At 50.7% G+C, this 24603-nt stretch carries 24 protein-coding genes; 8 read left to right on the top strand and 16 right to left on the bottom strand.

Going from position 1 to position 24603, the window contains the following annotated elements; genetic code table 11:
- Position 1: 1 nt before the first annotated feature.
- Both priA and murB read left to right on the top strand, forming a co-directional pair.
- The gene (gene priA / locus GWC94_RS04715) at positions 2–2452 is read left to right on the top strand and encodes a replication restart helicase PriA (protein WP_161833877.1); all 2451 of its coding nucleotides are present in this window, start codon (positions 2–4) and stop codon (positions 2450–2452) included.
- A gap of 9 nt (positions 2453–2461) precedes the next feature.
- Entirely contained in the window at positions 2462–3472 is a 1011-nt protein-coding gene (gene murB, locus GWC94_RS04710) for a UDP-N-acetylmuramate dehydrogenase (protein WP_161833876.1), read from the top strand.
- A 529-nt stretch (positions 3473–4001) separates the two neighbouring features.
- Here the strand turns inward: murB and GWC94_RS04705 are convergent.
- Both GWC94_RS04705 and GWC94_RS04700 read right to left on the bottom strand, forming a co-directional pair.
- Positions 4002–5360 carry an OmpA family protein gene (locus tag GWC94_RS04705; protein ID WP_161833875.1) on the bottom strand — a complete coding sequence of 453 codons (1359 nt, stop codon included), beginning with the start codon at positions 5358–5360 and terminating at the stop codon, positions 4002–4004.
- A gap of 85 nt (positions 5361–5445) precedes the next feature.
- Positions 5446–6684 (bottom strand): septal ring lytic transglycosylase RlpA family protein, encoded by a 1239-nt coding sequence (locus tag GWC94_RS04700; protein WP_161833874.1) that lies wholly within the window; start codon positions 6682–6684, stop codon positions 5446–5448.
- Positions 6685–6883: 199 nt separating this feature from the next.
- On the opposite strand from GWC94_RS04700, the gene GWC94_RS04695 reads away from it, so the two are divergent.
- A complete protein-coding gene (locus GWC94_RS04695) occupies positions 6884–7237 on the top strand; it encodes a hypothetical protein (RefSeq protein WP_161833873.1) in 354 nt (117 codons plus the stop codon).
- On the opposite strand, the gene GWC94_RS04690 is transcribed toward GWC94_RS04695, so the two are convergent.
- The 11 genes from GWC94_RS04690 to GWC94_RS04640 form a co-directional block, all read right to left on the bottom strand.
- The gene (locus GWC94_RS04690) at positions 7231–7530 is read right to left on the bottom strand and encodes a thiamine-binding protein (RefSeq protein ID WP_161833871.1); all 300 of its coding nucleotides are present in this window, start codon (positions 7528–7530) and stop codon (positions 7231–7233) included. The two genes, GWC94_RS04695 and GWC94_RS04690, sit on opposite strands and share 7 nt — an antisense overlap.
- Positions 7531–7535: 5 nt before the next feature.
- Positions 7536–7844, bottom strand: a complete 309-nt coding sequence (locus GWC94_RS04685; protein WP_161833870.1) for a DUF952 domain-containing protein — start codon at positions 7842–7844, stop codon at positions 7536–7538.
- Positions 7841–8836 (bottom strand): chorismate synthase, encoded by a 996-nt coding sequence (locus GWC94_RS04680; RefSeq protein WP_161833869.1) that lies wholly within the window; start codon positions 8834–8836, stop codon positions 7841–7843. The genes GWC94_RS04685 and GWC94_RS04680 overlap by 4 nt, the downstream gene beginning before the upstream one ends.
- 115 nt (positions 8837–8951) lie before the next feature.
- Positions 8952–10220 carry a 3-phosphoshikimate 1-carboxyvinyltransferase gene (gene aroA / locus GWC94_RS04675; RefSeq protein WP_161833868.1) on the bottom strand — a complete coding sequence of 423 codons (1269 nt, stop codon included), beginning with the start codon at positions 10218–10220 and terminating at the stop codon, positions 8952–8954.
- Positions 10217–11248 carry a 3-dehydroquinate synthase gene (gene aroB, locus GWC94_RS04670; protein WP_161833867.1) on the bottom strand — a complete coding sequence of 344 codons (1032 nt, stop codon included), beginning with the start codon at positions 11246–11248 and terminating at the stop codon, positions 10217–10219. The genes aroA and aroB overlap by 4 nt, the downstream gene beginning before the upstream one ends.
- 21 nt (positions 11249–11269) lie before the next feature.
- Positions 11270–12355 (bottom strand): chorismate mutase, encoded by a 1086-nt coding sequence (locus GWC94_RS04665; protein ID WP_161833865.1) that lies wholly within the window; start codon positions 12353–12355, stop codon positions 11270–11272.
- A 94-nt stretch (positions 12356–12449) separates the two neighbouring features.
- Entirely contained in the window at positions 12450–14123 is a 1674-nt protein-coding gene (locus GWC94_RS04660; protein WP_161833863.1) for a DEAD/DEAH box helicase, read from the bottom strand.
- A 91-nt stretch (positions 14124–14214) separates the two neighbouring features.
- Complete coding sequence (locus GWC94_RS04655) at positions 14215–15054, bottom strand: prephenate dehydrogenase (RefSeq protein ID WP_161833862.1); 840 nt, start codon at positions 15052–15054, stop codon at positions 14215–14217.
- A gap of 19 nt (positions 15055–15073) precedes the next feature.
- Positions 15074–16240 carry a pyridoxal phosphate-dependent aminotransferase gene (locus GWC94_RS04650; RefSeq protein ID WP_161833860.1) on the bottom strand — a complete coding sequence of 389 codons (1167 nt, stop codon included), beginning with the start codon at positions 16238–16240 and terminating at the stop codon, positions 15074–15076.
- A gap of 3 nt (positions 16241–16243) precedes the next feature.
- Positions 16244–17125: a prephenate dehydratase gene (locus GWC94_RS04645; protein WP_161833858.1), complete on the bottom strand. Its 882-nt coding sequence runs from the start codon at positions 17123–17125 to the stop codon at positions 16244–16246.
- Positions 17126–17602: 477 nt separating this feature from the next.
- Complete coding sequence (locus GWC94_RS04640) at positions 17603–17803, bottom strand: hypothetical protein (RefSeq protein WP_161833857.1); 201 nt, start codon at positions 17801–17803, stop codon at positions 17603–17605.
- 150 nt (positions 17804–17953) lie between these two features.
- Here GWC94_RS04640 and GWC94_RS04635 point away from each other — a divergent pair, with 150 nt between their 5' ends.
- Positions 17954–18517 (top strand): RNA polymerase sigma factor, encoded by a 564-nt coding sequence (locus GWC94_RS04635; RefSeq protein WP_161833856.1) that lies wholly within the window; start codon positions 17954–17956, stop codon positions 18515–18517.
- Between the two features lie 4 nt (positions 18518–18521).
- Positions 18522–19628: a S1C family serine protease gene (locus GWC94_RS04630; RefSeq protein ID WP_202628641.1), complete on the top strand. Its 1107-nt coding sequence runs from the start codon at positions 18522–18524 to the stop codon at positions 19626–19628.
- 265 nt (positions 19629–19893) lie between these two features.
- Here GWC94_RS04630 and GWC94_RS04625 read toward each other — a convergent pair whose 3' ends face one another.
- Positions 19894–20799, bottom strand: a complete 906-nt coding sequence (locus GWC94_RS04625) for a sugar phosphate nucleotidyltransferase (protein WP_161833855.1) — start codon at positions 20797–20799, stop codon at positions 19894–19896.
- A gap of 151 nt (positions 20800–20950) precedes the next feature.
- On the opposite strand from GWC94_RS04625, the gene GWC94_RS04620 reads away from it, so the two are divergent.
- Together GWC94_RS04620 and GWC94_RS04615 are read left to right on the top strand one after the other, a co-directional pair.
- Entirely contained in the window at positions 20951–21829 is an 879-nt protein-coding gene (locus GWC94_RS04620; RefSeq protein WP_161833854.1) for a 1-aminocyclopropane-1-carboxylate deaminase/D-cysteine desulfhydrase, read from the top strand.
- A 25-nt stretch (positions 21830–21854) separates the two neighbouring features.
- Entirely contained in the window at positions 21855–22982 is a 1128-nt protein-coding gene (locus tag GWC94_RS04615; protein ID WP_161833853.1) for a hypothetical protein, read from the top strand.
- 48 nt (positions 22983–23030) lie between these two features.
- Here the strand turns inward: GWC94_RS04615 and GWC94_RS17080 are convergent, their stop codons facing one another.
- The gene (locus GWC94_RS17080) at positions 23031–23321 is read right to left on the bottom strand and encodes a LuxR C-terminal-related transcriptional regulator (RefSeq protein ID WP_161833852.1); all 291 of its coding nucleotides are present in this window, start codon (positions 23319–23321) and stop codon (positions 23031–23033) included.
- An 86-nt stretch (positions 23322–23407) separates the two neighbouring features.
- On the opposite strand from GWC94_RS17080, the gene GWC94_RS04605 reads away from it, so the two are divergent.
- Positions 23408–23827: a hypothetical protein gene (locus GWC94_RS04605; RefSeq protein ID WP_161833851.1), complete on the top strand. Its 420-nt coding sequence runs from the start codon at positions 23408–23410 to the stop codon at positions 23825–23827.
- A gap of 13 nt (positions 23828–23840) precedes the next feature.
- Here GWC94_RS04605 and lipB read toward each other — a convergent pair whose 3' ends face one another.
- A complete protein-coding gene (lipB, locus tag GWC94_RS04600; protein WP_161833850.1) occupies positions 23841–24554 on the bottom strand; it encodes a lipoyl(octanoyl) transferase LipB in 714 nt (237 codons plus the stop codon).
- Between the last annotated feature and the right edge of the window lie 49 nt (positions 24555–24603).

Below are 24603 nucleotides of genomic sequence, written 5' to 3'. Positions count from 1 at the left end.
TTTGGAAAAATTTGCCGTATTGTTCGTTGAAGTCATTATACCGTTAGCGCTTCCCAAGAATTACACCTGGTCGGTTCCCGAGCATTTACAGTCCGCCATACAACCCGGTCTGCGTGTGGAGGTAACACTTGGCAGGAACAAACGCTACGCGGGTATCGTAAAAAAAATCGTGGCACAGCCCGAGGCTTTCAAACCCAAGGAGATCATCAACATCCTGGATACGGACCCACTGGTGCATCCGCAGCAGCTTGCCTTATGGGAATGGATGGCGGATTATTACCTGTGCAGTGAAGGAGAAGTGATGCAGGCGGCCATTCCATCCAACCTCAAACTGTCCAGCGAGAGCATACTGCAATGGAACGAGGAGCGATCCGGCAATTTCAGCGACCTCTCGGATAACGAATACATTGTTGCAGAAGCGCTGGAAATAAAAAAGGAACTCCGTTTATCCGAAGTGCAGCAGCTGCTCGATTCCTCCCATGTATACCCTGTTATCCGCAAGCTGATCGATAAAGGCGTATGCTATGTTTGGGAGGAACTGAAAGAAAAATACCGGGTCAAGACCGAAACCTATATTATGCTGGATCCGCAATACCGCGATGAAGACCAGCTGTCCGATCTCCTGAACAACTGGAGCCGTGCACCCAAGCAAATGGAACTGCTCCTCGCCTATCTGCACCTGGTGCGGACAGAAGGCGAGGTAACCCAATCACAGCTGCTCAAAAAAGCCAATGCCAGCGCCGCGCAGCTGAAAGCCCTTGCCGATAAGCAGATCCTGCGTATCGAAAAAAGGGCAACCGACCGGATACAGGCCCTGCCGAAAACGGTACAGATGGATTTCCGGCTCTCTGACCGGCAGCAGCAGGCGCTGAACGAGATCAACACACAGTTCGGCGGCACCAATGTGTGCCTGCTGCACGGTGTTACCGCCAGCGGCAAGACAGAGATCTACGCCAAACTCATTGAATCCTGTTTCAGCGAGGGCAGGCAGGTGCTGTATATGCTGCCCGAGATAGCGCTTACCTCGCAGATCATACGCAGGCTGCAGAAATACTTCGGCGGTCATATCGCCATTTATCATTCCAAATTCAATCCCAACGAGCGGGTGGAAATATGGAACAAAGTAAAAAGCGGCGAAACAAAGATCGTACTTGGCGCACGGTCTTCGCTGTTCCTGCCTTTTGCAGACCTGGGACTGATCATTGCCGACGAAGAGCAGGACCCCTCCTACAAACAACAGGACCCTGCGCCGCGTTACCATGCAAGGGATGCCGCCATTTATTATGCCTCTTTGTTCCGGGCCAAAGTGCTGCTGGGCAGCGCCACGCCCTCCATCGAAAGTTATTTCAATTGCGAACAGGGCAAATACGGGTTGGCCAGTTTACCCGAGCGTTATCACCCCGTGCCGCTGCCGTCCATCGAAACCATTGATCTTACCCGGCTGCCCGGCAAGGGAAAAACACCCCTGACGCAGCCCCTGATCGATGCGATCGGCGAATCGCTGCAGCAACAGAAACAGGTGATACTTTTCCAGAACCGCAGGGGCTATTCGCCCTACCTGATCTGTGATACCTGCGGATGGATACCCCATTGCCAGCAATGCGATGTAACGCTTACCTATCATAAATTCAAAAACCAGCTTGCCTGCCACTACTGCGGTACCAGCTACCCGGTGATCCAGACCTGTGCAGCCTGCGGCAGCCACCATTTTAACCAGAAGAATTTCGGCACCGAGAAAATAGAGGAACTGGTGGCCGAACAGTTTCCCAACGCCAGGACTGCCAGGATGGATTACGACAGCGTAAAAGGAAAACACGATCACGATGCACTGATCAAATTGTTTGAACAGCACCGCATCGATATCCTGGTAGGAACACAGATGGTGGTAAAAGGACTGGATTTTGAAAGCGTGAACCTGGTGGGCATCGTAGACGCCGACGGTATACTGAACTTTACCGATTTCAGGGTAAACGAACGCGCCTACCAACTGATGGAACAGGTGAGCGGCAGGGCCGGGAGAAAAGACGGACACGGAAAAGTGCTTGTGCAGGTAAGCAATGCCCAGCACCCGGTGCTGCAGTTTGTAAGGGCACATGATTTCAGTTTATTGTACCGCTACGAAATCGCCAACCGGAAGCAGTTTGCCTACCCGCCGTTTACCAGGCTGATACGACTTGTTTTCAAACACCGTGAGAAACACCTGGCCGAGGAAGCCGCCAACATCATGGTACAGGGTTTGCTGCCGAACTTTGGCGGATATATACAGGGGCCCGCACAGCCGGTGGTGGATCGGGTGCGTAACCAGTATATCTGGGAGGTATTGCTGAAACTGCCAAAAGATGCGCGTCTGATCAAACAGGGCAAACAGGAGATCAGACAGCAGACCGTGATCATCCAGTCTAACAAACGCTACCGCAGCGTAACCATCTTACCCGATATCGATCCCGTATAAACACATTGCATGCAAGTCATCGCCAACCAGTCTTTACAAGCTTACAACAGTTTCGGCATCGATGCCAGTGCAAAATATTTTGCGGCATTTGCCTCATGCCCGCAACTGCAGGAATTACTCGGGGATTTCGGCCAGGAACAACGGTTGGTACTCGGCGGGGGCAGCAACCTGCTTTTTACAGGAGATTTCAACGGCATCGTTTTAAAGAATGAACTCAGGGGCATGGAACTGGTTGCGGAAGACGAGCAGCATTATTATGTAACCGTACAGGCGGGAGAAAACTGGCATGAATTTGTGCAATACTGTTTGCAGCGGAATTACGCAGGCCTCGAAAACCTGAGCCTGATACCCGGCAACGCGGGTGCCTCGCCCATGCAGAACATTGGCGCCTACGGCGTGGAGATCAAAGATGTTTTTCACTCGCTCGATGCCTGGCATATAGGTGACCGGAGCCTGCAGACATTCTCGCTGAACGATTGCGCCTTTGGTTACCGGGAAAGCGTGTTCAAGAAAAAATACAAGGACCAGTTTGTGATACTGAACGTGACTTTCCGTTTAAACAAAGTGCCGGTGTTCAATACAGGTTATGGGGTGATCGAACAGGAACTGGAACGCATAGGGGTAACTTCCTTAAGTATACAGGCCATCGCCGAAGCGGTTATACGCATACGCAGCAGCAAACTTCCCGACCCGAAAAAGATCGGCAATGCCGGAAGCTTTTTCAAGAATCCAATTATTCCCACGGAACAATACCAGCGCCTGCTTGGCAGCTATGCCGATATGCCGGGTTTTGCTGCCGCACCTTCGCAAACCAAGGTGCCTGCCGGCTGGCTGATCGAGAAAGCGGGCTGGAAGGGATACCGGGAAGGCGATGCCGGCTGCTACGAAAAACAGGCACTTGTGCTGGTCAACTACGGTCATGCCAGCGGCAGCGATATCTACGCACTATCGGAAAAGATCATTCAAAGTGTGCGTGAGCGCTTCTCCATCCCGCTCGAGCGGGAAGTGAATATGATCTGATAACACCCAAACTCCGTGTACCTCCGTGCCTCCGTGTCTCTGTGTCTCTGTGTTAAACCTCCTCCATCTATCCATACCACCGCAGGGTTGAGTTTTTTTTCAACACAGAGACACAGAATCACGGAGACACACAGAGATTGTGGCTACCAACAAAAAGAGAGGACCATTACGATCCTCTCCGGTTTATTAACTGACAAATTTATGCGATCAGTAATACCGCAGCTTCATTTCTGTACGTCTGTTCAGCGCCCTTCCTTTCACCGTTTTGTTATCTGCAATAGGGCGCGAAGCTGAACCCTTCAGAACTGAGCCTGGAGGCATCGATACCTATAACACCCAATCTCCGTGTACCTCCGTGATTCTGTGTCTCTGTGTTAAACCTCCTCCATCTATCCATACCACCGCAGGGTTGAGTTTTTTTTCAACACAGAGACACAGAATCACGGAGACACACAGAGATTGTGGCTACCAACAAAAAGAGAGGACCATTACGATCCTCTCCGGTTTATTAACTGACAAATTTATGCGATCAGTAATACCGCAGCTTCATTTCTGTACGTCTGTTCAGCGCCCTTCCTTTCACCGTTTTGTTATCTGCAATAGGGCGTGAAGAGCTGAACCCTTCGGAACTGAGCCTGGAGGCATCGATACCTTTGGACACTACGTAATCGTACACTGATTTCGCGCGGTTCTTGCTCAGCGGTACGTTGATCTTATCACCACCGGTAATATCCGTATGTCCCTCAATATCTAGTTTCAGGTTTTTGTCTTCGTTCAGCACCGACACCACATCGTCGAGTGCCTTGAATGATTTGGGCAGCAGTTTGGCGCTGTTTGTCTGGAAGAAAATATTACGTGCACTGGTATTCACACGTTTTACGATCTCTTCTTTCACCACAGGGCAACCCTGGTTTTCACGAACACCCGGTACATCAGGACATTTGTCTTCCTCATCGTTGATGCCGTCTTTGTCGCGGTCGGGAACGGGGCAACCCTGGTAACGGGCTACGCCGAATACATCGGGACATTTGTCTTCCTCGTCATTGATACCGTCTTTATCGCGGTCAGGAACCGGGCAGCCATCGTATTTGGCCAGGCCTTTCACCTGCGGGCATTTGTCGTTCTCGTCGTTGATACCATCCCCATCCGTATCGGGAACAGGGCAGCCATTGTATTTGGCGATACCCGGAACCGTAGGACATTTATCCTGGCTGTCTTTGATACCGTCGTTATCGGTGTCAGGATCAATCGGTGCCGCAGGAGCCGGAGGAGGAGGCGTTACCAGTTCCTCCCTGTCTTTCAACGGAGAACTGATCCCGATGGTGTATGTAAAGTGGTTTACGGAAAGAGACGAAACCATGGCATTGTACACAAAACGGGTATTCACAAAAGTTTCCTGTCCCAGGTTGATCTGCAGACCCGCACCCATCGGTGCATACGCTGCGAAATAGGTTCCGGCATACATGGATGTACCCACGCCAAAAGACAGGTAAGGCACCACGGTATACTTATCGGGGAGCAATTTGAAATTGGCATTCGCATCCAGTTCCAGCAGGAATTTGCTGTTGTTGGGCCTGGTTACGCCGGAATTATAGGAGAAAGGATATTGCAGAAAGGAACCGCTGAGGTTGGTGTTGAAATCAATGTAATTGGAAAGTCCCTGGTAGTAACTCAGGCTCATGCCGGGCGACATATCCCTGATCGGGGTCCACTGTCCTTTAGAAAGCACTTCGGTCACCGAGGTCCTGTCGATCAGGATGGCCGTGCCCATGTCTTTTAGCAGGAAGTTCATGCCCAGGCTCGGGCGTTTTTTATAGCTGACGGGGGTCTGTGCAAACGAAACCGCCGCCAAACCAACAGCCGCCAGAGATAAAAGAAGTTTCTTCATAAACAGTTTTTTAGTAGTGAGAACAAAAATACACGGAGCTATGCACTAAAAAAATAAAGAATTTGTGATACTTATACCCAATTTATCAAAGCGCATCCTCCTCTACGATCTCCACTTTCACTTTTGCCAGTCCGGCGTTCAGGAAGCCCAATTGCCGGGCGGCGTTCCTGCTTAGATCCACCACCCTTCCTTTTTGCTGCATCTTCTTATGCATCCGGTCGTTGATCTTAACCACCACCGAGCGGTTGTTGTTCAGGTTGGTAACCCTTACCCAGGTGCGCAGGTCAAAATCGTTGCTGGCAGCCGTCATGCCGTTGTTGCGGAATACTTCGCCTGTGGATGTTTTACGCCCGTCGAACTTGGCGCTGTAAAAACTGGCCGTGCCCGTACGCAGACCCGCGGCCGGCGGCACCGCCCGGCCCATGGAATCGGCCGTATGCAGTGAGTCTTTGATGCGCAGGGAATCCAGGTTGATCACAATGCTGTCGCCGCGCTGCGTTGGCGGGGCAAGGAAGAATTCAATCGGCTGAACGATCACTTTGGTAAGCCCGTCTTCGATATAGTCGAGCTGCCGGGCCGCTTCCACGCTCATATCCACCACCCGCCCTTTGCGCTTCATGCGGGGATGCATCCGGTCGTTGATCCGGACGATCACCGACCGGTTATTCCGGGTATTGGTAACCTGCACCCAGGTGTTCAGTTTAAAATGATTGCTTGCCGCGGTCATCTTGTGGTTCCGGTACCGCTCGCCGGTGGAAGTGAGTGTGCCGTCCAGGTTGGCGCTGTAAAAACTCGCGATGCCGTTCACCGCCTTACCCGCCGCACGGAATGCCCTGACCCCGGCCAGGGCCAGCCTGGCTGAGTCAAAATAATATTTATGAAATGATAATGAGTCAATTGGAAGAATTGACTCTATTTTTATGTTAGTAAAATCAGCTGATATCATAGCCAGGGTATCCACGATAGCCCTGGTAACATTGGCAATAACCGCTTTGGAGCCCTGCTTTTTGGGTAGCCGGTCATTGATCCGGGCAATGATCGTGCGCCCGCTGCCGGGATTGGTCAGCAACACCCAGCTGTTCAGTGGAAAGGCGTTATTGGCAATGGTGAGCCTTACGTGCTGGAATACCTCACCCGAAGCCGTCCTTACACCGTCAAGATCGGCTTCGTAGACCGCTATCCGGCCGGTAAGCGGCCTGCCCGTTTTGGTGAAGGCCGGCTTGGTGGTATCGGCTGCCGGCGTTTTTGCCGGGATCGAATCCCGCTGCGCCAGCAGGGGTAAACACAGCGTCAACGATATGATCAGGTTAAGGAAATAGTTCATAATGAATCCGTAATTTGACTTTCCACCCTGTTTCCGAACCGGTAAAATAACCAATCCCTTGCGGAAAACAGTGGTTCCCAGGTTATTTTTTGAACCGCCCCGGAAAGGTCAAAGATTATGCCAAAACCAAATAAATATTTCAATATAAATTATCGATAAACTTTTTAATTAATTGATTATAAATGAATAATTAAAACTATTGAGAGAACTTCCGGATTGGTGGCGGGCGGTATCGCACCTGCTGCTGCACGATTTTCATGGGATTACGACAAACGGCAGGCGCTCAGCTGCCGGCGCACCTGGTTCCACTAGAAAACTGATGCAGCATGCACTGGCCGGCTATTTTCCGTTCAGCACCAGCAGCGATACCGCATTTGTATCTTTCACCGGATTATCCGGTAAGATCGATATGTTACTGAAAATCAATCAGGAAGAAAAAATATACCATACGGATCCGGGTGGCCAGGGACGGGTTTATCCACACCACTATCGGGGCGGAACAAAATATGCCCGTATAGCGGGGTACCGGTATTGGGGACGCCGGTTTTATTGAGTGAACTTGGCTGTTTTTTCTTCGCCGGTGATATCGCCTTCGCTGCGCACCTGGATCTGTACGCTGGTGATCCATTCCCCGCAGTTCCGGCTGTAGAGGTATTCGTTGACCTGGTCGATCACCTGCATCACGGCCTGGTACCGGCCTTCGATCACCGTGGCAAACGGACCAACCTCGTACCTGATACCGGATTGTTTGATGATGTCGATGGCCTCATCCACCCACTCATACGGATGCCTGTCCTGAACAACCGGCAATACCTGGATGGATGCGTTAACAAGGAACTGGTGCATGATAATTAAATTTGCGTTACTGACACAATTGCGCTGATATTCAACGACCCATAAATATGCGGAAACTCCTGGCCGATGGATGGTGACAGCTCGTACCGCAGCTCAGATACCAACAGCCGGCTGTCTATCTGCAGCTGCAGCAGGCCTTTCTTTCCCTGGTAATACCGTTGCAATACCCCCGCCAGCTGTTCTTCGGTGCTGCAATGGATAAAGCCTTCCGTTTGCAGGGAATCGGCTTCGTACTGTCCGGTCAGTTGGGCGGCCGTCCATTTTTCGGCGGTGGTGATGTGGTAGATATAGCGGGGATGATTCATGACCAAACCGGTTTATTGTTTTGTGCCAGCAGCATCAGGTCGGCCAGTACAATGGCAGTGGCGGCCTCCAGCACCACCGGCACCCTGAGCGCGATACACAGGTCGTGACGGCCTTTCACCGAAAAACTGTCTATCTCGTTTGTCTCCCAATTCCAGGTTTGTTGCTCCTTGGGTGTGGAAGAAGTGGGTTTTATCACCACCCGGTACACCAGTTCGTTGCCGTTGGTGATACCGCCAACGATGCCGCCTGCATGGTTGGTACGGGTTTTTCCCGTGGCATCCTCGATGGCATCGTTGTGTTCCGAACCAAACATCCTGGCTGCCGCAAAACCGGCGCCGAACTCCACCCCTTTTACGGCGGGGATGGAAAAGGCCATATGCGCCAGCAGGGATTCTGCCGAGTCGAAAAAATGTTCTCCCAGTCCAACCGGCAGCCCGTTTACCCTGCATTCCACAATACCGCCGATACTGTCTTTGGCCGCGATGGCTTTTTCGAGGCCTTTGTCGAGATCCGTTTCGCCGCCTATCTCGAGTATGGTTGACCGTATGCTGATCTCTTTCAGCAGTTTCTTGGCGATGACCCCGGCGGCCACCAGGCAAACCGTTAAGCGGCCGCTGAAATGTCCTCCTCCGCGGAAATCCTCAAAACCGCCGTATTTGGCATGTGCGGTAAAATCAGCATGACCGGGCCTGGGCACCGCGCGTTGTTTTTCATAATCGCCGCTGCGGGTATTCTTGTTTTCGAACAGGATGGTAAGCGGGGCGCCGGTGGTGCGTCCGTTAAACATACCGGTCTTGAACAGCGGCAGGTCGTCTTCCTTACGCGGTGTGGTGCCTTTCTGCATACCGCCTTTTCTGCGTTCAATATCTTCCAGGAAATCTTCCACGGCAAGCGGTAACCCTGCCGGGCAGCCGTCGATGGTCAGTCCTACGCATTCTCCATGCGATTCGCCAAAAATGTGGATGCGGAATAAGCGGCCAAAACTGTTCATGGGGCGGGGTTGAATGGTTAAGGGAGTGGGTGGGTTGACTGTTTGAATGGTTACATGGTTACATGGTTAAATGGTTGAAACAGCCATTTAACAAGATAATCATTCCGCCATTCAACTATTCCGTTCTCACACCTGCTCCCAGATGCGCCAGGTGATCGTAAAAATCCGGGTAGGATTTATTGATCGCCTCGGCCTGGTCTATGCTAATTTCTCCGTCTGCTCTCAATGCTGCCACGGCGCAGGCCATGGCGATTCGGTGATCGTGGTGTGAATGGGTGGCTGCGGCTTTTACACCGGTGCCTCCTTTGATCAGCATCAGGTCGTCCTGCAACGTAACCGCGATGCCCAATTTACCAAATTCTTCCTGCAGGGTCAATGCCCGGTTGCTTTCTTTATGGGTGAGGCGGTTTACGCCTTCTATCGTTGTGGTTCCCTCACAGTAGGCAGCCAGGGCCACCAGCGGCGGGAACAGATCGGGACAATCATTTGCATTAAAATGAAAGGCTTTGAGCGGCATCGGGCCGATATGTATCTGTTCGTCCTGGATAGAGATACTGCATCCGCAGTCGATCAATGCCTGCAGCACCGCCCTGTCGGCCTGGGTGGACTGCAGATTCAGTCCTTTGACCGTGATCGGTCCCGCGATGGCGCCTGCCACCAGCAGAAAAGCCGCACCGCTCCAGTCGCCCTCCACGGCGTAGCTGGTGTCCGGTAAAGCCGGGGTGGTGCCTGAAAACGAAAACGACCGGTAATTGTCGTGGGTCACTTCCCACCCAAAATGTTTCATTACCTGAAGGGTGAGATCGATATACGGTTTGCTTTTCAGGTCAGTCACATGGATGGTCATGTTCTTTGCGCCTGCAGCGCCATAGGCCATGAGCAATCCGGTGAGGAACTGCGAACTCAGCGATCCATCCACGGTTATATCGGCAGGCTGTAAAGGCCCCTGTATCTGCAAGGGCAGTTTGCCGTTATTGGAATTCACTTTCACGCCTACCTGTGGTAATATCCCGTCAAAGAAATCCATAGGTCTTGTGAGCAGGCTGCCCGATCCATTCAGGGTGATCGGCTGATCGCTCAAAGCGGCGATGGGTGTGAACATACGGATACCAAGGCCGCTCTCGCCACAGTTCACTTCGTTGTCTAACGGCCTGACTCCCTCGGAACGGATCAGCAGGTTTCCTTCCGCATCGTATTGAACGGATGCGCCCAGTTTCCGGATGACATCGATGGCGGCCAGATCGTCGTTGCTCTTGCCCGGGTTCAGAAGCGTGGTATTTCCTTTTGTCAGTAAGCCCGCCGCGCATGCACGCTGCATGCTGCTTTTACCCGCCGCGGCGGTGATGGTTCCCTGGAGTTGCGAAGGTTGTACTCTGGCTATCATTTTCCGTCAGTCTTGTCTTTGGCCAATAATGTTTCAAGTCCGGTAAACGGCAACAGCTGCATGGTGCCCTTACCGATCTTTTCCAGCAATATATAGTGAATGCTGTCCCTGTTCTTTTTCTTATCCTGTTTCAGGATGGCAAATGCTTTTGCACGGTCAAAATCATACTGTGTGGGCAACCCATACCTGCCAAGCAAGGCTGTTACTTCCGGCGCCTGTTTAAACCCCGTAAGCTGCTGCGATAACACTGCCGCATAGGTCATGCCGACACTGATGGCCTGCCCATGGCTCAGCTGGTACATGTTCTCGATGGCATGCCCCAGCGTATGTCCGAAATTGAGCAGTTTGCGTTCGCCCTGCTCAAACTCGTCGTTTGCCACCACTTTTGTCTTGATCAGCACGTTGCGTTTTACGATTGCATTCAGCAGTTTCGTGTCTTTCCTGAAATCGGAAACTTTATGTGACTCCAACAACCGGAACATGGCTGCATCCCTGATACAGGCGTGTTTGATGATCTCGGCAAAGCCGTTCTGCCATTCAGCAAGGGGCAGTGTGCGCAGCAATCCTGTGTCAAACAGCAGAAACCGGGGCTGCCTGATCAGTCCCACCATATTCTTATATACACCCACATCGATCCCGTTCTTGCCGCCGATGGAGGCATCCACCATGGCCAGCAGGGAGGTGGGTACAAAACCGCAGGGTATACCACGCATATAAATACCCGCAACATATCCTGCCATATCCGTTACCACGCCGCCGCCAACGCCTATCAGTGTTGTTTTCCGGTCGGCCTCCCATGCGATCAGCTGTTCGATCACCGAGTCTGCCGTTGCCTGGTTTTTATGTTGTTCGCCGGCCTCGATCACAATGGTGCGCCAGTTTTTGAACAACTTTTTGTGCGCGGCAAACACGTGGGTGTCTGTGAGTATCACGGCCTGGTCTTTCGATACCAGTTTTTCCAGGTAGGAAAACCCGGTATCGAAATAATAATCAACCTTGGCCGTCGAGAATTGAAATTGTTTTTTCATGCAGACTGTCAGCGATCCGGATCAGGAATTCATGATCTTGTTCTGGTGATTGATACTTTCCATATGCACCGCGTCAAAATACTTGGTGATGAATTCTTTGCTCAGTCCCGCCTGCTCTCCTTTTGCATACGCTCTTTCCAGTATGGCGTTCCAGCGGTTTGTCTGGAGGATGGTAATGTTGTTGTCCTTTTTGTACTGGCCGATCTTATCTGCCACTTTCATACGCTGACCCAGTAACTGCAGCAGTTCATCATCCAGCTGGTTGATCTGTGCCCGCATTTTTTCCATGGCCGCATGCAGTTCCTCCGAATTGATGTCTTCTTTACGCCAGATGATGCTTCCGATCATTTCGCCCAATTTCTCGGGTGTGATCTGCTGTTTGGCATCGCTCCATGCATTATCGGGGTCGATATGGCTCTCAATGATCAGTCCGTCGAAATCGAGGTCGATCGCTTTCTGCGCTACGTCCAGCAGTATGTCCCTGCGTCCGCTGATATGCGAGGGGTCATTGATCAGGAGCATGCCCGGATTGCGGCGTTTCATCTCGATGGCCAGGTGCCACATCGGTGCATTGCGGTATTCTGTATTGCCGTAGGAGCTGAATCCACGATGTATCAGCCCGATATTTTTAATACCTGCCTTGGCCACGCGCTCCACTGCGCCAACCCATAATTCAAGATCGGGGTTGATCGGATTTTTGATGAGTACGGGAATGTCGACGCCGCGCAATGCGTCGGCCACTTCCTGCACGCTGAAGGGGTTTACCGTGGTGCGTGCACCGATCCAGAGTATATCCACATCAAAATGCAGGGCATCTTCCACCTGTTTACCCGTTGCCACTTCGATGGCTACCGGCAGCCCAGACTCTTTTCTGGCGCGCTGCAGCCAGGGCAGCCCCTTGGTGCCTATGCCTTCAAAACTGCCCGGACGCGTACGTGGCTTCCAGATACCGGCACGCAGTATGTCTACTTTACCTGTTGCGGCGAGGCGGTTGGCCGTTTCTACTACCTGTTCTTCCGTCTCCGCGCTGCAGGGGCCGGAGATCACCAGCGGCCTTTTCTGTAATAAGGCATCGATGGCTGAGAGTTGTGCTGTTGCTTGTTCCATATATAGTGTTGATCAGTTGACCAGTTGATTAGCTGAAAAGTAACCGTCATAAGTTGCAGTGCGCCTGTCAACCTATCAACCAGTCAGCTTTTCCTCATCGTCTTCCGCCCGTATCCGCATCGTTCATCCGGATACGTCTTCCCTTGTAATTCTTGCCATCCAGCGAACGGATCATCTGCTGGGCGGCTCCTTTTTCGATCTCGATCCAGCTGTTCATGTCCTTCATGTCGATCTTGCCCAGCACTTCTTTGCGCAGGTCGCTCATATCGAGTATGAATTGCAGGAAACTGGCTTTGTAAAAACCATCTTTTGTGCCAAGGTTCACGAACAGGCGACTGTAACCGCCTCCGCGACTGAATTGTTTGCGTCCGTCTCCGCGGCCACCCTGTTCGTCCTTTCTTCTTGGCGCTTCGTCACGTTTTGAACGGTCGCGCTCACGGATATTCAGGTCTTCCGCATTCTCATAATATTTGAGAAAACGGTCAAATTCCATAGCCGCCACGCGCTTGAGCACTTCTTCCTTGCTGATTTCCGAAAATTTTTCGGCCAGCATCGGCACATAGGTCTCATAGTCGCCATGGCTGATATCGGCAGACAGTAATTTGTCCATGAAATGAAAGAACTGCTTGCGGCAGACGTCTTTTCCGCTGGGTATATCCAGTTTGTGGAACTGTGATTGGTTCACGCGCTCGATCTGTTTCAGCTTGTACATTTCCTTGGCATGTACAATAGAGATACAGATACCCTGTGCACCTGCGCGACCGGTACGGCCGCTTCTGTGCGTATACACTTCCACATCGTCGGGCAGCTCATAGTTGATTACATGGGTAATACCCTGCACATCGATGCCTCGGGCCGCCACATCGGTTGCGATCAGCAGTTGCAGGCTCTTGTCGCGGAACTGTCCCATCACTTTGTCGCGCTGCACCTGGGTAAGGTCGCCATGCAGTGCATCGATATCGTACCCTTCCCTTGTGAGGCGTTCGGATATCTCCTGTGCATCGATCTTGGTACGGGTAAAGATGATACCGTATATGCCCGGGTTGAAATCGATGATGCGTTTCAATGTTTCGTACCTGTGCTGTGCCGTGGTTACATAGAACTGGTGATCGATACTTTTGTTGGCGGTGTTCACTTTACCAACGGTCACTTCTTTCGGCTCATTCATGTAACGCTTGCTCACTTTGCGGATCTCCGGCGGCATGGTGGCGCTGAACAGCCAGATGCTGTCGCGCTGCGGCGTGTTCTTCAGGATGAATTCGATATCGTCCTGGAAACCCATATTCAGCATTTCATCCGCTTCGTCAAGGATCACGTAGCTGATCTGGGCAAGATCGATCGCTTTTCTTTCGATCAGGTCTATCAGGCGACCGGGTGTTGCCACCACGATCTGCACTCCTTTTTTCAGGTCGCGAATCTGCAACCCGATAGAAGCGCCGCCGTATACCGCTGCCACAGATACAGCTGGCATGTATTTCTTAAACAGTTCGAGTTCTTTTACGATCTGCAGGCAAAGTTCCCTGGTGGGGCAAACCACCAGCGCCTGCGGGTGTTTCTGTTTTGCATCGATCAGATGCAGCAGCGGCAAACCAAATGCCGCGGTCTTACCTGTACCTGTCTGCGCCAGCCCGATAAAATCCTTTGTACCACTCAACAGTACCGGTATTGCCTGCTCCTGGATAGGAGTAGGATGCACAAATCCCAGCTCATCCGTTGCCTGGATCAGCCTTTCATCAATCCCTAACGCTCCAAATGTCGTTGTCGTCATGTATTAAAATTTGCGCAAAGGTACTGTTTAGGTACGGGTTTATTGGTTTTTTGGTATATCGGGTGTTGGTTTCAGTTTTACATCCTGGTTCTCACTTTAATATCCTTTTAATGCCGTTCGCCTGTTCGATCAGCTCCTGCAGGTAGTCGTAATTCTCTTTTTCAAGACTCGCTTTAAATTTCCGCAGCTGGCTGATGTGTTCATTCAGCACATCGAGTATGTTTTCCCGGTTCTGCATAAAAATGGGCACCCACATGGCCGGGTTACTTTTGGCAAGACGCACCGTGCTTTCAAAACCACCGCTTGCCAGCTCAAAAATGGCATCTTCTTCTTTTTCCTTTTCCAGTACGGTGTTGGCCAGGGCAAAAGACGTGATATGTGATATATGGCTGATATAGGCCACGTGCACATCATGGTCTTTCGCGTTCATATATACCAGGTGCATACCCAGCGATCGGTACAGCGATTCCACCGTTGCCAGTGCATCTGCATCGGTCTGCTCGCGGTCACAGATAACGGTTGCCTTATTCAGGAATGCCCCTTTCACCGCCGCTTCGGGACCGCTGTATTCGGTACCCCACATCGGGTGCGTGGCCACCACCCTTCCGCGTTTGGGATGGTCTGCCACTGCATCCAGCAATCCCTTTTTTGTAGAGCCCACATCCATGATCACCTGTTCGTTTACCTGGCCGAGGATGGATGGCAATAATTTTTCGGCGCTGTTCACAGGGATGGCCAGTATGATCAGCTGCGACACGCCAATGGCTTTGTCAAGCGGAAGTATGTCGTCCACCAGCTTCAGCTCGAGCGCTTTCTGGCTGTGCGCGGGGTCGGTATCCACGCCGATCACCCTGGATGCGAGCCCCAGTTCTTTCAGCGCCAGCGCCATGGAGCCACCGATAAGTCCTATGCCGATAACCGTAACGGTCATGCTGATTCGTAATTAATGATTAAGAATGAATAATCGCTTTGATGCGGGCAATGGCTTCCTCGAAACGTTCCATGCTACCGCAGAGACTGATCCGGATATAATTCTCTCCTGCCGATCCAAAGATGCCACCGGGTGTGATAAAAACATTTGCATCGTACAGTACCTCATCACTCAGCGCATAGCCATCCCGGTAACTGCCGGGAATTTTCGCCCATACAAACATGCCCACCTGCTGCTTTGCGTAGCTGCACTTCAGTATATCCAGTATGTCGAATACTTTTTCCCTGCGACGGCGGTAGATCGCGTTCACCTCATCGTACCATTCCTTTCCGAGTTCCAGGGCTTTTGCCGCTGCAAGCTGAACGGGCAGGAACATACCGCTGTCCATATTGCTTTTGAAACGCAGCACTTCTTCGATCCTTTCTCTGGAAGCGCATAACATACCCACCCGCCAGCCGGCCATATTCTGGCTTTTGCTGAGGGAATTGAGTTCGATAACGGTATCTTTTGCGTCGGGAACATGCAACAGGCTCATCGGTTGCTCGTTCAGGATAAAGCTGTACGGGTTATCATGGCAGATGATGATATCGTGTTTTTTTCCAAAAGCCACGATCTTTTCGAACAGGCACGGGGTGGGCGGCTGTCCGGTGGGCATATGCGGATAGTTCACCCATAACAGTTTTACCTTCGAAAGATCTTTTTGCCCGAGTGCCGCAAAATCGGGTTCCCAGTGATTGGCTTCGTTCATTTCATAGGTAACCGGAATGCCGCCGGCAAGTTTCACCGCCGCGCTGTAGGTGGGGTAACCGGGATTGGGGATCAGGGCCTCATCGCCTTCGTTCAGATAGGTCATACAGATATGCATGATGCCCTCCTTACTTCCGATCAGGGGCAGTATCTCCGACTCCGGATCAAGTTCCACGCCATACCATTTCTCATACCATCCGGCTATGGCCCTGCGCAGCACGGGCGAGCCCTTGTAATTCTGGTAGGCATGCACGTTGGGTTTGGCGGATTCTTCCTGTAAGGTCCTGATCACATCGGGATGCGGCGGCAGATCAGGGCTGCCGATACCGAGGTTGATGATGTTCTTACCCTGTTGGTTGCGTTCATCTATCTCCCGCAGTTTGCGTGAGAAATAGTACTCGCCTATGCCATCCAGTCTTTTTGCTGTCTTGCTTGCCATTGGTTATCCTTTTACGACTTTTCCTTTTTGATAGATCCCGAATATGCGCAGGTTATTGGTGAGCGCTGAGAGCGATGACAGCACTTTACCAAGTTGTTTTCGTTCATCAAACTCCATATCTGCATAAAATCCGTATTTGAAATTGCTGCCGGGTATGGGCATGCTCTGCAGTTTGCTGAGGTTGATCCCGCCTTCTGCGATCCTGGCCAGCACTTTTGCCAGTATCCCTCTGGAATGGTCTGTCTGGAAATAGATAGATGCTTTGTCTGCGGTTTCCACTTCCAGCGCATCTTTCTGTCTTTTCAGTACCAGGAAACGGGTTACGTTGTTCTTCAGTGTATGGATATCGGGACCGATCAGGTCCAGGTTGTATAACTCTGCGGCGAGTTTGCTTGCGATGGCGGCGGCATGTTTGCTGTGGTGCTGGTGAATATGTCGGGCGCTCAGGGCCGTGTCTTCGGTTTCCACCAGTTTCCAGTTGTTCTTCTCCAGGTAGTCCATGCACTGCAGCAGGGCCATCGGATGGCTGTGCACTTCCCTGATATCGGACAGTTTTACGCCTTTGTTCACCAGCAGGTTCTGGCTGATGGAAAGATATACTTCGCCTATCACCACCAGGTCGCTTTTCTGCAGCAGGTTATAATTGGGAAGAATACTTCCGGCGATGGAATTCTCGATGGCCATAACGGCGCCGTCGGATGCGTGTTTGTCGGAACAGATCTTAACCAGTTGCCGGAATGTATCACAGGGGATCACGGGCACTTGTTTACCAAAGAAATAACGGGCGGCTACCTGGTGAAAGCTGCCTTCGTACCCCTGGATGGCCACGCCTTTCCCAAGGGGAAGGGACGCGTTTACATTCGTCTTATTTTTTGTTGCAGTCATGGGCAAAAAAAATCCCGACCTTATGGCCGGGATCGTATTTTGATGATTTCTTTCGTTAAGCTTTAACAAATACTACCCGGCTTCTTGTCTCAAAGAAGTAATAAAAGAAAAAGAAGAAAGTATTTGTGGTGATGTTTTTCATTCTGCTTCAAATATAAGTACAGATCGTATTCTAAAAATCTTTTTCAAAAAAAATATTATCCAAACAAACAGTCGTTCGGATTGGAATGAATTCGCGGATTAGCGGATTCTGGATTAGCGGATTTTCGTTATGCGATGAATCACTTTTTTCCGGAGTCCCCGATAGAGAAATCCAAATTCGCGAATCCACAATCCGCTAATCCAAAAAAAAAAGCCCCTCCGTGGAAACGGAGCGGCCTCTAACGATTGCTTGCCATATGAAAAATCTTTGGTCAGCTACCATCCTGCCGGCAAGCGGGCTATACATTCATTACGCACGGTAGCTGCGCGAACGAGTTATTTCTTTGTGGTATCTGCAGCAGCTTTTTTGCTGGTATCAACAGCAGCAGCGGCTTTAGCAGCGCTGTCAGCAGCCCATGCAGCTTTAGTGCTATCAGCAGCTTTTGCGCTGTCAGCAGCCAGTTTGGCTTTGTCTTCACCTGAATTACAAGCAGCCATGAAACCGGCTACAGCTAAGATTGCGAATACTTTTTTCATGTTTTGTAAGCTTTTTTTGTGAGTGATTTTGTAGTTAATACCCAAACGGTTAAAAAGGTAACCCGGGTAACCTGATTTTTTTTTAAAATTATTTTAGGCTCATATTTGGGTTACTTTTACGCCCCTTTCCGTATTAAATTGAACCGCATAGTGAAAGCTGACACCACAGAACAGGCATTGCTGAAGGGACTGGCTAATAATGATTCCAAGGCCATCGAAACGATCTATAAGGACAATTTTGCGATGGTGCAGACTTTCATAATGCAGAATAACGGTACGTACGATGATGCCCGGGACATTTTCCAGGAAGCGGTCATCACCCTTTACGAAAAGGCCCAGAGCCAGTCATTCGTACTTACCTCCCAGATCAAGACCTATGTATACTCGGTATGCAGGCGTCTCTGGCTCAAACGGCTCCAGCAGATGGGGCGGTACGCGCATGCAGACAGCCTGGAAGAAACGGTGGCCGTGGAAGAAGACCTGGAGATGCATGAGAAGCGGAACGCCGAGTTTGCGATTATGGACCGGGCCCTGAACAGCCTGGGAGAACCCTGTAAAAGCCTTTTGGAAGGTTATTACCTGAAAAAAATGGGGATGCAGGAACTGGCTGCGGAATTTGGTTATACCAATGCCGACAACGCCAAGAACCAGAAATACAAATGTTTGATGCGTCTGAAGAAACTGTTCTTCGCGCAGTACAATATAGGAGACTGATATTATGGACGATATTCTGTTACTGGAAGCCATCGAAAGGTACCTCAGCGGCGATATGAATGCCGCAGAGCGCAGCTATTTCGAAAATCTTCGCAAGAATACGCCGGAGATAGACCAGATGGTGGTAGAACACAGCATGTTCCTGCACCAGATGGATATTTATTCGGTACACCGCAACCTCAGGAACAGCCTGCAGACCGCGCATTCACGCCTGCTCGAAACCGGCGAGATCAACGAAAGCGGGGAACTTACCACCAAAGGCAAGGTTATCCAGCTCTGGAAAAAATACAAACGCGTTACGGCGATCGCCGCAACCGTTGGCGGATTCATTGCACTGGTGATCAGCGGACTCACACTCTACTTCTCTCCTGTGCGCAACGGGCAGATCGAAGAACTGAGTCGAGAAGTGGCCACCATCAGAACCTACCAGAAAGTGCAGAACGGCCTTATTCGCGAGGTAGACAATAAAATACCCAAGGGCGGCACCGTTGTCAGCGGCGGCACAGGCTTTCTTGTTGACACAAAGGGCTACCTGATCACCAATGCACACGTACTGAAAGGATCGGGCGTGGTGGTGGTTAACAGCGGGGGACAGGAATATAACGCCAAGGTAGTCGGCATTGACAATAATGCCGACCTGGCCATACTGAAGATAGCCGACAACGAATTTGAACCATTGAAATCACTGCCCTATACCATCCGTAAATCGGGTGCGGATATGGGTGAAAAAATATTTACGCTCGGCTACCCGCGTAACGATATTGTTTACGGCGAAGGGTATCTGAGTGCGCGCACGGGTTTTAACGGTGATTCCATGAGTTACCAGATACAGATCAGTGCCAACCCCGGTAACTCGGGCGGCCCGGTATTCAACAACAATGGCGATGTGATCGGCATCCTCAGCACAAGACAGGCCGAAGCGGAAGGGGTGGCTTTTGCGGTAAAATCAAAGAATATTTACCGGATGATCAGCAACCTCGATGATTCCATTGCATCCAGAATCAAAATGGGCAATACACACCATGGCAGTGCATTGAGAGGAATGGAAAGAAAAGAACAGATCGGCATGGTAGAGGACTGTGTTTACTACGTGAAATCTTTCAAGAACTAAACAGCAGTTGGTTCTAAAAAAAATCCCGCCGGTGATGGTGGGATTTTTTTTTGCAGGGAGGTTATTAATTTGAAAATGTGAAGATGTGAAAATTTGAAAATGCTGTGTAAGGGGCAAATTGCTGCATGGTTACATGGCTATATGGCTGTTTTGCATTTATAGGCCGGTCAGCCATCAGCAATGCAGCAATGCAACCATTTAACCATATACCCACCCCACCCATTTCCAAATCTTCACATCTTCACATTTTCAACTTCTCAAATTCTCATCTCTCCCACAAATTCCCCGGATACTCCCCCGCTTCCACCAGTTTGCTGACGCTTTGCTGTACGCCGGGGGCGTCTTCTTTGTAGGTAACACCAAACCATTTGGCGGAGGTGGGGATCACTTTGATCACGCCCTGGCCCGACTGTACAAAATGCTTGGTGGCGGTGGGAATAAAGAATTCGGCCTTGGGTTCTGTGGCATGTTTATCGATGAATTCCGCGAACTGGGCTTCGCAGACATCAATAAAGCTGGGATCGAAACAGAAATAGTTCATACTGACCACGGCATCTTCCGACACCTCATGTTTGCCGCTGGCATCCTCGTAGGTGATCCTGCCATCGGTGTCGCGGTATATGCTGGTGCGTTCGTTGATATCGGTGAGATGATAGTCCGCATCCACCTCGCAAACGCCGCGGCTTACACTGCCATTGTCGCTGAGCGTATTTTTCAGCTCATACCCTATGATGCAGTAGGTATTCCGGCTGGATTGCGTGGTCAGAAAGTTGTACGCTTTTACAAATGCATCCCGTCCGTAATAATCGTCAGCATTGATCACCGCAAACGGTTCGTTCACTTTGCCTTTGCAGCAGAGAACGGCATGCGCGGTTCCCCAGGGTTTTGTCCGCTCGGCCGGCACCGCTTTGCCATTCATGAAAGATTCCAGGCTCTGGAACACATAATCCGTCTGGATACGGCCATTGAGTTTGGGTTCAAAGATGGCTTTGAAATTTTCGGCAAATTCCTCGCGTATGATAAATACCACTTTGCCGAAGCCAGCCCTGATGGCATCGTAAATGGAATAATCCATGATGGTTTCGCCACTTGGGCCGAATGACTGGATCTGTTTCATGCTACCGTAACGGCTGGCCATTCCTGCGGCCAAAACAACAAGCGTTGGTTTCATCTGTTTATGTTTGTTTTTTTGAGGTCGGGTGCCATTTACCAGGACCGGCACTATCCTGGAGGAAGACAGCATCCTGATGATTCATTTTAGTTGTTAATTTTCAGCTACGAAACTAAGGATTCATACAACCCGACACAAGGATGAAAAAATTATGCAAGAAAACCCGGTAACCATCGACAACCTGAACAGCCTGGCTTCAGCGGGCATATCGGTGCATATCCTGCGGATCGACCGGGTACACCCGGTGGTTTCGGGCAATAAATGGTTTAAGTTATCGCCTTACCTGCGGCAGGCATGGCAAGAGGGAGCGCATACGATTGCCACATTCGGCGGCGCCTATTCCAACCATATCGTGGCGGCGGCGTTTGCCGCAAGGGAAAAAGGCCTGCAGAGCATCGGTTTTATCCGCGGCGAAGCAGCCGGTAGCCAGCCCACACTCGAAGAAGCCCGCAGTTACGGTATGCAGCTGCGTTTTGTTGAGCGGGACCGGTACCGCAACAAGGAAGCCCTGGTAAAACAACATACGCAGCCGGGCTGGCACTGGGTGCCCGAGGGCGGCTACGGTTTACCCGGCGCAGAAGGAGCCGCGGCTATTGTAACCAGCGCCGATACACAGCCGTACTCGCATATCCTGTGCGCGGTGGGCACAGGCACCATGATGGCCGGGCTGGTGAAAGCGGCAAAACCGGATCAGACCGTAATCGGTATCCCTGTGCTGAAAAATCCCGGCGCAGCGCAGGAAATGATGGGGCTGCTGACAGCAGAGGAACGGAACAAATCGTTTGCGGTTGTTCCCGGCTACGATTTTGGCGGGTATGCAAAACACCCGCCGGCCCTGCTGGCATTTATGCGGGAAATATGGGACCGGCAGTCGCTGCCCACTGATATTGTCTACACGTCAAAAATGGTTTTTGCGGCACAGGATTTGGTAAAAAAACAATATTTCCCGCCAGGGAGCCGGCTGCTGCTTATTCACAGTGGCGGTTTGCAGGGTAACCGATCCCTGCCTCCGCACAGTTTACCGTTTTAAAACCAACCGTTTTATATTTGCGCCGATGAATCGTTTTCGCAACCTGTTTGTCTTGCTGACCCTGACCCTTTCCCTGACCGCCGCTGCTTACGGACAGGAGTTTTTGCCCGCTATTACCGTAAGGGAACTTACACAAACCAAAGTGGGTATAAGCTGGAACAATCCTCACCCGAATTGTATTCAATTGGCGATACAGCGTTCTACCGACAGTATCTCCAATTTCCGTACGATCTTTTCCAGTCTTTCGCCGGAATTGCCGTCGAACGGTTTTGTTGATAACAAACCGATCCGCGGTATGAAAAGCTATTACCGTATTTTTTATGTGCTGGAAGGGGGCGCGTATTATTTTTCGAAAGTGGGTTCGGCCTATATACCCTGGATAAACCAGGGCGCTTCCGCTGTCTCCACCGCTGCAAGGGATATGATCAGTATTCATGTTAAGGGCGTGCCGCTGTTCAAGCTCAGCAAACAGGCGTATGCGCGGTTCCGCGATTCCATCAACCGAAAAACAAAAGACGGTCTGCGAAAGATCGACGATTATAACATAGAATGGAAACCGGTTCCCGTTAAAAAAGGCGTTAACCAGCTGGTTACCGTTTATGACCGGGAAAGACCGCTGCTGGCCTTAGGCAGCACCGATTACCAGCGTTTCCGCGACTCGATCGCCACCAAAACAAAAGACACTTTGTATATGGTGGATCCTTTCCGGATACAGCTGCGGAAATTCACCAAAGCCCCCGATTTTATCTCGGTGTACCGTAACGACAGCCTGATCAGGCAGCTGCCTTTTAACCAGTATGTTTTTTTCAGGGATTCCCTGGCAACCAATACAAAGGACACTTTGTTTTCAAGGAATGCCTACCGGCTTGAGATAAGGCCTTTTTATCCAAGGTATGCCTGGCGCCCGTCTGCTTATGTATTCACGAACAGCAAAGGGTATGTAACCATCCTGTTACCCGAGGCCAGGCAGCACCGGTACCATATCATTTTTTATGATGCGGACAATTCCGAACTGTTCCAGATCAAATCGATCAAAGAGACAGAGCTGTTCCTCGACAAAACGAATTTTGTTCACGCGGGGTGGTTCAGTTTTGAATTGTACGAGGATGATAAGCTAAAGGAGAAGAATAAATTCCTTCTTACAAAAGACTAAACAGCGGCACCCCAGAATATATTTACCATACAGACAGCAATAGCTGTATCAGCTCCGCCCTGACTTTGTCTCTGAAGGGATTTGTCTGGTATTGAATAACCCGTTCTCCGAAACCGGATAACTGGCAAGTTTCGCCAATCCGTGTTGCAAAGACAACAGCGTCAGGGCCTGCCTGCTGCCGGCATGCATTTTTTTAGCGACCCGATCATAGTAAGTATGTACTGTTTTTAATTCCACGAACATCAGCCTTGCTATTTGCTCATAGGTAAGTGATGTTGCATTTAGCAAAACAAACATCTTCTCTCTTGGAGTGAGATTAAATATAACGGACGCCGGCATTTGATTTTTACCGTATCCGGCAAAACATCGTATCGCTGATACCCCGCTTAAAATCCGTCACCACCACCAATTTCAATAATACCGGTTTGCTTGCAACAGAAGTACTGGGAACAGCATTTACTTCTGAACCGGCTATGAACAGAAGGGATGCCATCAATTTCGATTTGTTTCCGAGGTTCTCCTCCGGTCCGACCGATCTTTTACCTGATATCAATTCCCAGCTTATCCCGAAAAACAAAATGGTGAAAAACCATTCCTCTGTTATCACGGTTAACACTCTTTACAAACCTTCCAAAACAATACAGATCAAGGGTATCGTACAATATTACAAAGATGCATTTGAGCAGCAACAGCTGCTCAAATCAGATTACTCGGTATCCGGCGTTAATCTAATCGTAAACGGCAACCGGTTCTCCAGTGTAGCACTTACGCAGTTTTCCATCAATACACAAAGCATTGAACTGATCAGGCCTTACCTGATGCTGCAGGCCAGCCTGGAATTATAACAGCCCCGCGTTTCTACACCAGCCTGCACCCGAAAACCTCCTTAAAATACTTTCGCAGTTTTTCCGATACTTCCTGCATCGGTATTTCCCTGCCCAGTTCCTTTTGCAGCGAGGTGACCTGTTTACCCTGTATGCCGCAGGGTACGATGAAATTGAAATAGTCGAGATCGGTATTTACATTAAAGGCAAAGCCATGCATGGTGATCCAGCGGCTGCATTTGATGCCCATGGCGCATATCTTACGCTCTTTTCCTTTTGTATGCGGATCGAGCCAGACACCTGTTTCGCCCGGGCTCCTCTCTCCTTTCAAACCATACTCCGCCATGGTAAGAATGACCACTTCTTCGAGACTGCGCAGGTACCAGCCCAGATCGGTGCGGAATTTTTCGAGATCGAGGATGGGATATCCCACGATCTGTCCCGGGCCATGGAAAGTGATATCGCCGCCGCGGTTGATATGAAAATAACTGATGCCTTTCTGCTCACGCTGGGCATCGTTGATCAGTACATGGGCATCCTTGCCGTTCTTACCCAAAGTGTACACCGGATTGTGTTCCACGAACAATAACCTGTGAATAGTGGGCAGGGACAACGGAGGCGGTTCGGTACCCGATTGCCTGGCGGCAGCCTTGATATCGGTATTGCTTTTCAGCAGGTTTTCCTGGTAATCCCATACTTCCTTGTATGCACGGCGCCCCATATCCTCGAAGAAAACCTCCTGTAACATCCGGCAAAATTACGAAATAGCCATTAAAAGCCCCGTGTCCATTCAGCCA

Source organism: Sediminibacterium soli, from assembly GCF_009939225.1.
In the GTDB taxonomy this organism is placed as follows: Bacteria; Bacteroidota; Bacteroidia; order Chitinophagales; family Chitinophagaceae; genus Sediminibacterium; species Sediminibacterium soli.
This window is presented reverse-complemented; position numbering and strand designations above follow the sequence as displayed.

Coding starts and splice junctions, on each gene's coding strand:
- murB (WP_161833876.1), top strand. CDS start 2,462: ATGCAAGTCATCGCCAACCAGTCTTTACAAGCTTACAACAGTTTCGGC.
- GWC94_RS04705 (WP_161833875.1), bottom strand. CDS start 5,360: ATGAAGAAACTTCTTTTATCTCTGGCGGCTGTTGGTTTGGCGGCGGTT.
- GWC94_RS04700 (WP_161833874.1), bottom strand. CDS start 6,684: ATGAACTATTTCCTTAACCTGATCATATCGTTGACGCTGTGTTTACCC.
- GWC94_RS04690 (WP_161833871.1), bottom strand. CDS start 7,530: ATGCACCAGTTCCTTGTTAACGCATCCATCCAGGTATTGCCGGTTGTT.
- GWC94_RS04685 (WP_161833870.1), bottom strand. CDS start 7,844: ATGAATCATCCCCGCTATATCTACCACATCACCACCGCCGAAAAATGG.
- GWC94_RS04680 (WP_161833869.1), bottom strand. CDS start 8,836: ATGAACAGTTTTGGCCGCTTATTCCGCATCCACATTTTTGGCGAATCG.
- aroA (WP_161833868.1), bottom strand. CDS start 10,220: ATGATAGCCAGAGTACAACCTTCGCAACTCCAGGGAACCATCACCGCC.
- aroB (WP_161833867.1), bottom strand. CDS start 11,248: ATGAAAAAACAATTTCAATTCTCGACGGCCAAGGTTGATTATTATTTC.
- GWC94_RS04665 (WP_161833865.1), bottom strand. CDS start 12,355: ATGGAACAAGCAACAGCACAACTCTCAGCCATCGATGCCTTATTACAG.
- GWC94_RS04660 (WP_161833863.1), bottom strand. CDS start 14,123: ATGACGACAACGACATTTGGAGCGTTAGGGATTGATGAAAGGCTGATC.
- GWC94_RS04655 (WP_161833862.1), bottom strand. CDS start 15,054: ATGACCGTTACGGTTATCGGCATAGGACTTATCGGTGGCTCCATGGCG.
- GWC94_RS04650 (WP_161833860.1), bottom strand. CDS start 16,240: ATGGCAAGCAAGACAGCAAAAAGACTGGATGGCATAGGCGAGTACTAT.
- GWC94_RS04645 (WP_161833858.1), bottom strand. CDS start 17,125: ATGACTGCAACAAAAAATAAGACGAATGTAAACGCGTCCCTTCCCCTT.
- GWC94_RS04640 (WP_161833857.1), bottom strand. CDS start 17,803: ATGAAAAAAGTATTCGCAATCTTAGCTGTAGCCGGTTTCATGGCTGCT.
- GWC94_RS04630 (WP_202628641.1), top strand. CDS start 18,522: ATGGACGATATTCTGTTACTGGAAGCCATCGAAAGGTACCTCAGCGGC.
- GWC94_RS04625 (WP_161833855.1), bottom strand. CDS start 20,799: ATGAAACCAACGCTTGTTGTTTTGGCCGCAGGAATGGCCAGCCGTTAC.
- GWC94_RS04620 (WP_161833854.1), top strand. CDS start 20,951: ATGCAAGAAAACCCGGTAACCATCGACAACCTGAACAGCCTGGCTTCA.
- GWC94_RS04615 (WP_161833853.1), top strand. CDS start 21,855: ATGAATCGTTTTCGCAACCTGTTTGTCTTGCTGACCCTGACCCTTTCC.
- GWC94_RS17080 (WP_161833852.1), bottom strand. CDS start 23,321: ATGCCGGCGTCCGTTATATTTAATCTCACTCCAAGAGAGAAGATGTTT.
- lipB (WP_161833850.1), bottom strand. CDS start 24,554: ATGTTACAGGAGGTTTTCTTCGAGGATATGGGGCGCCGTGCATACAAG.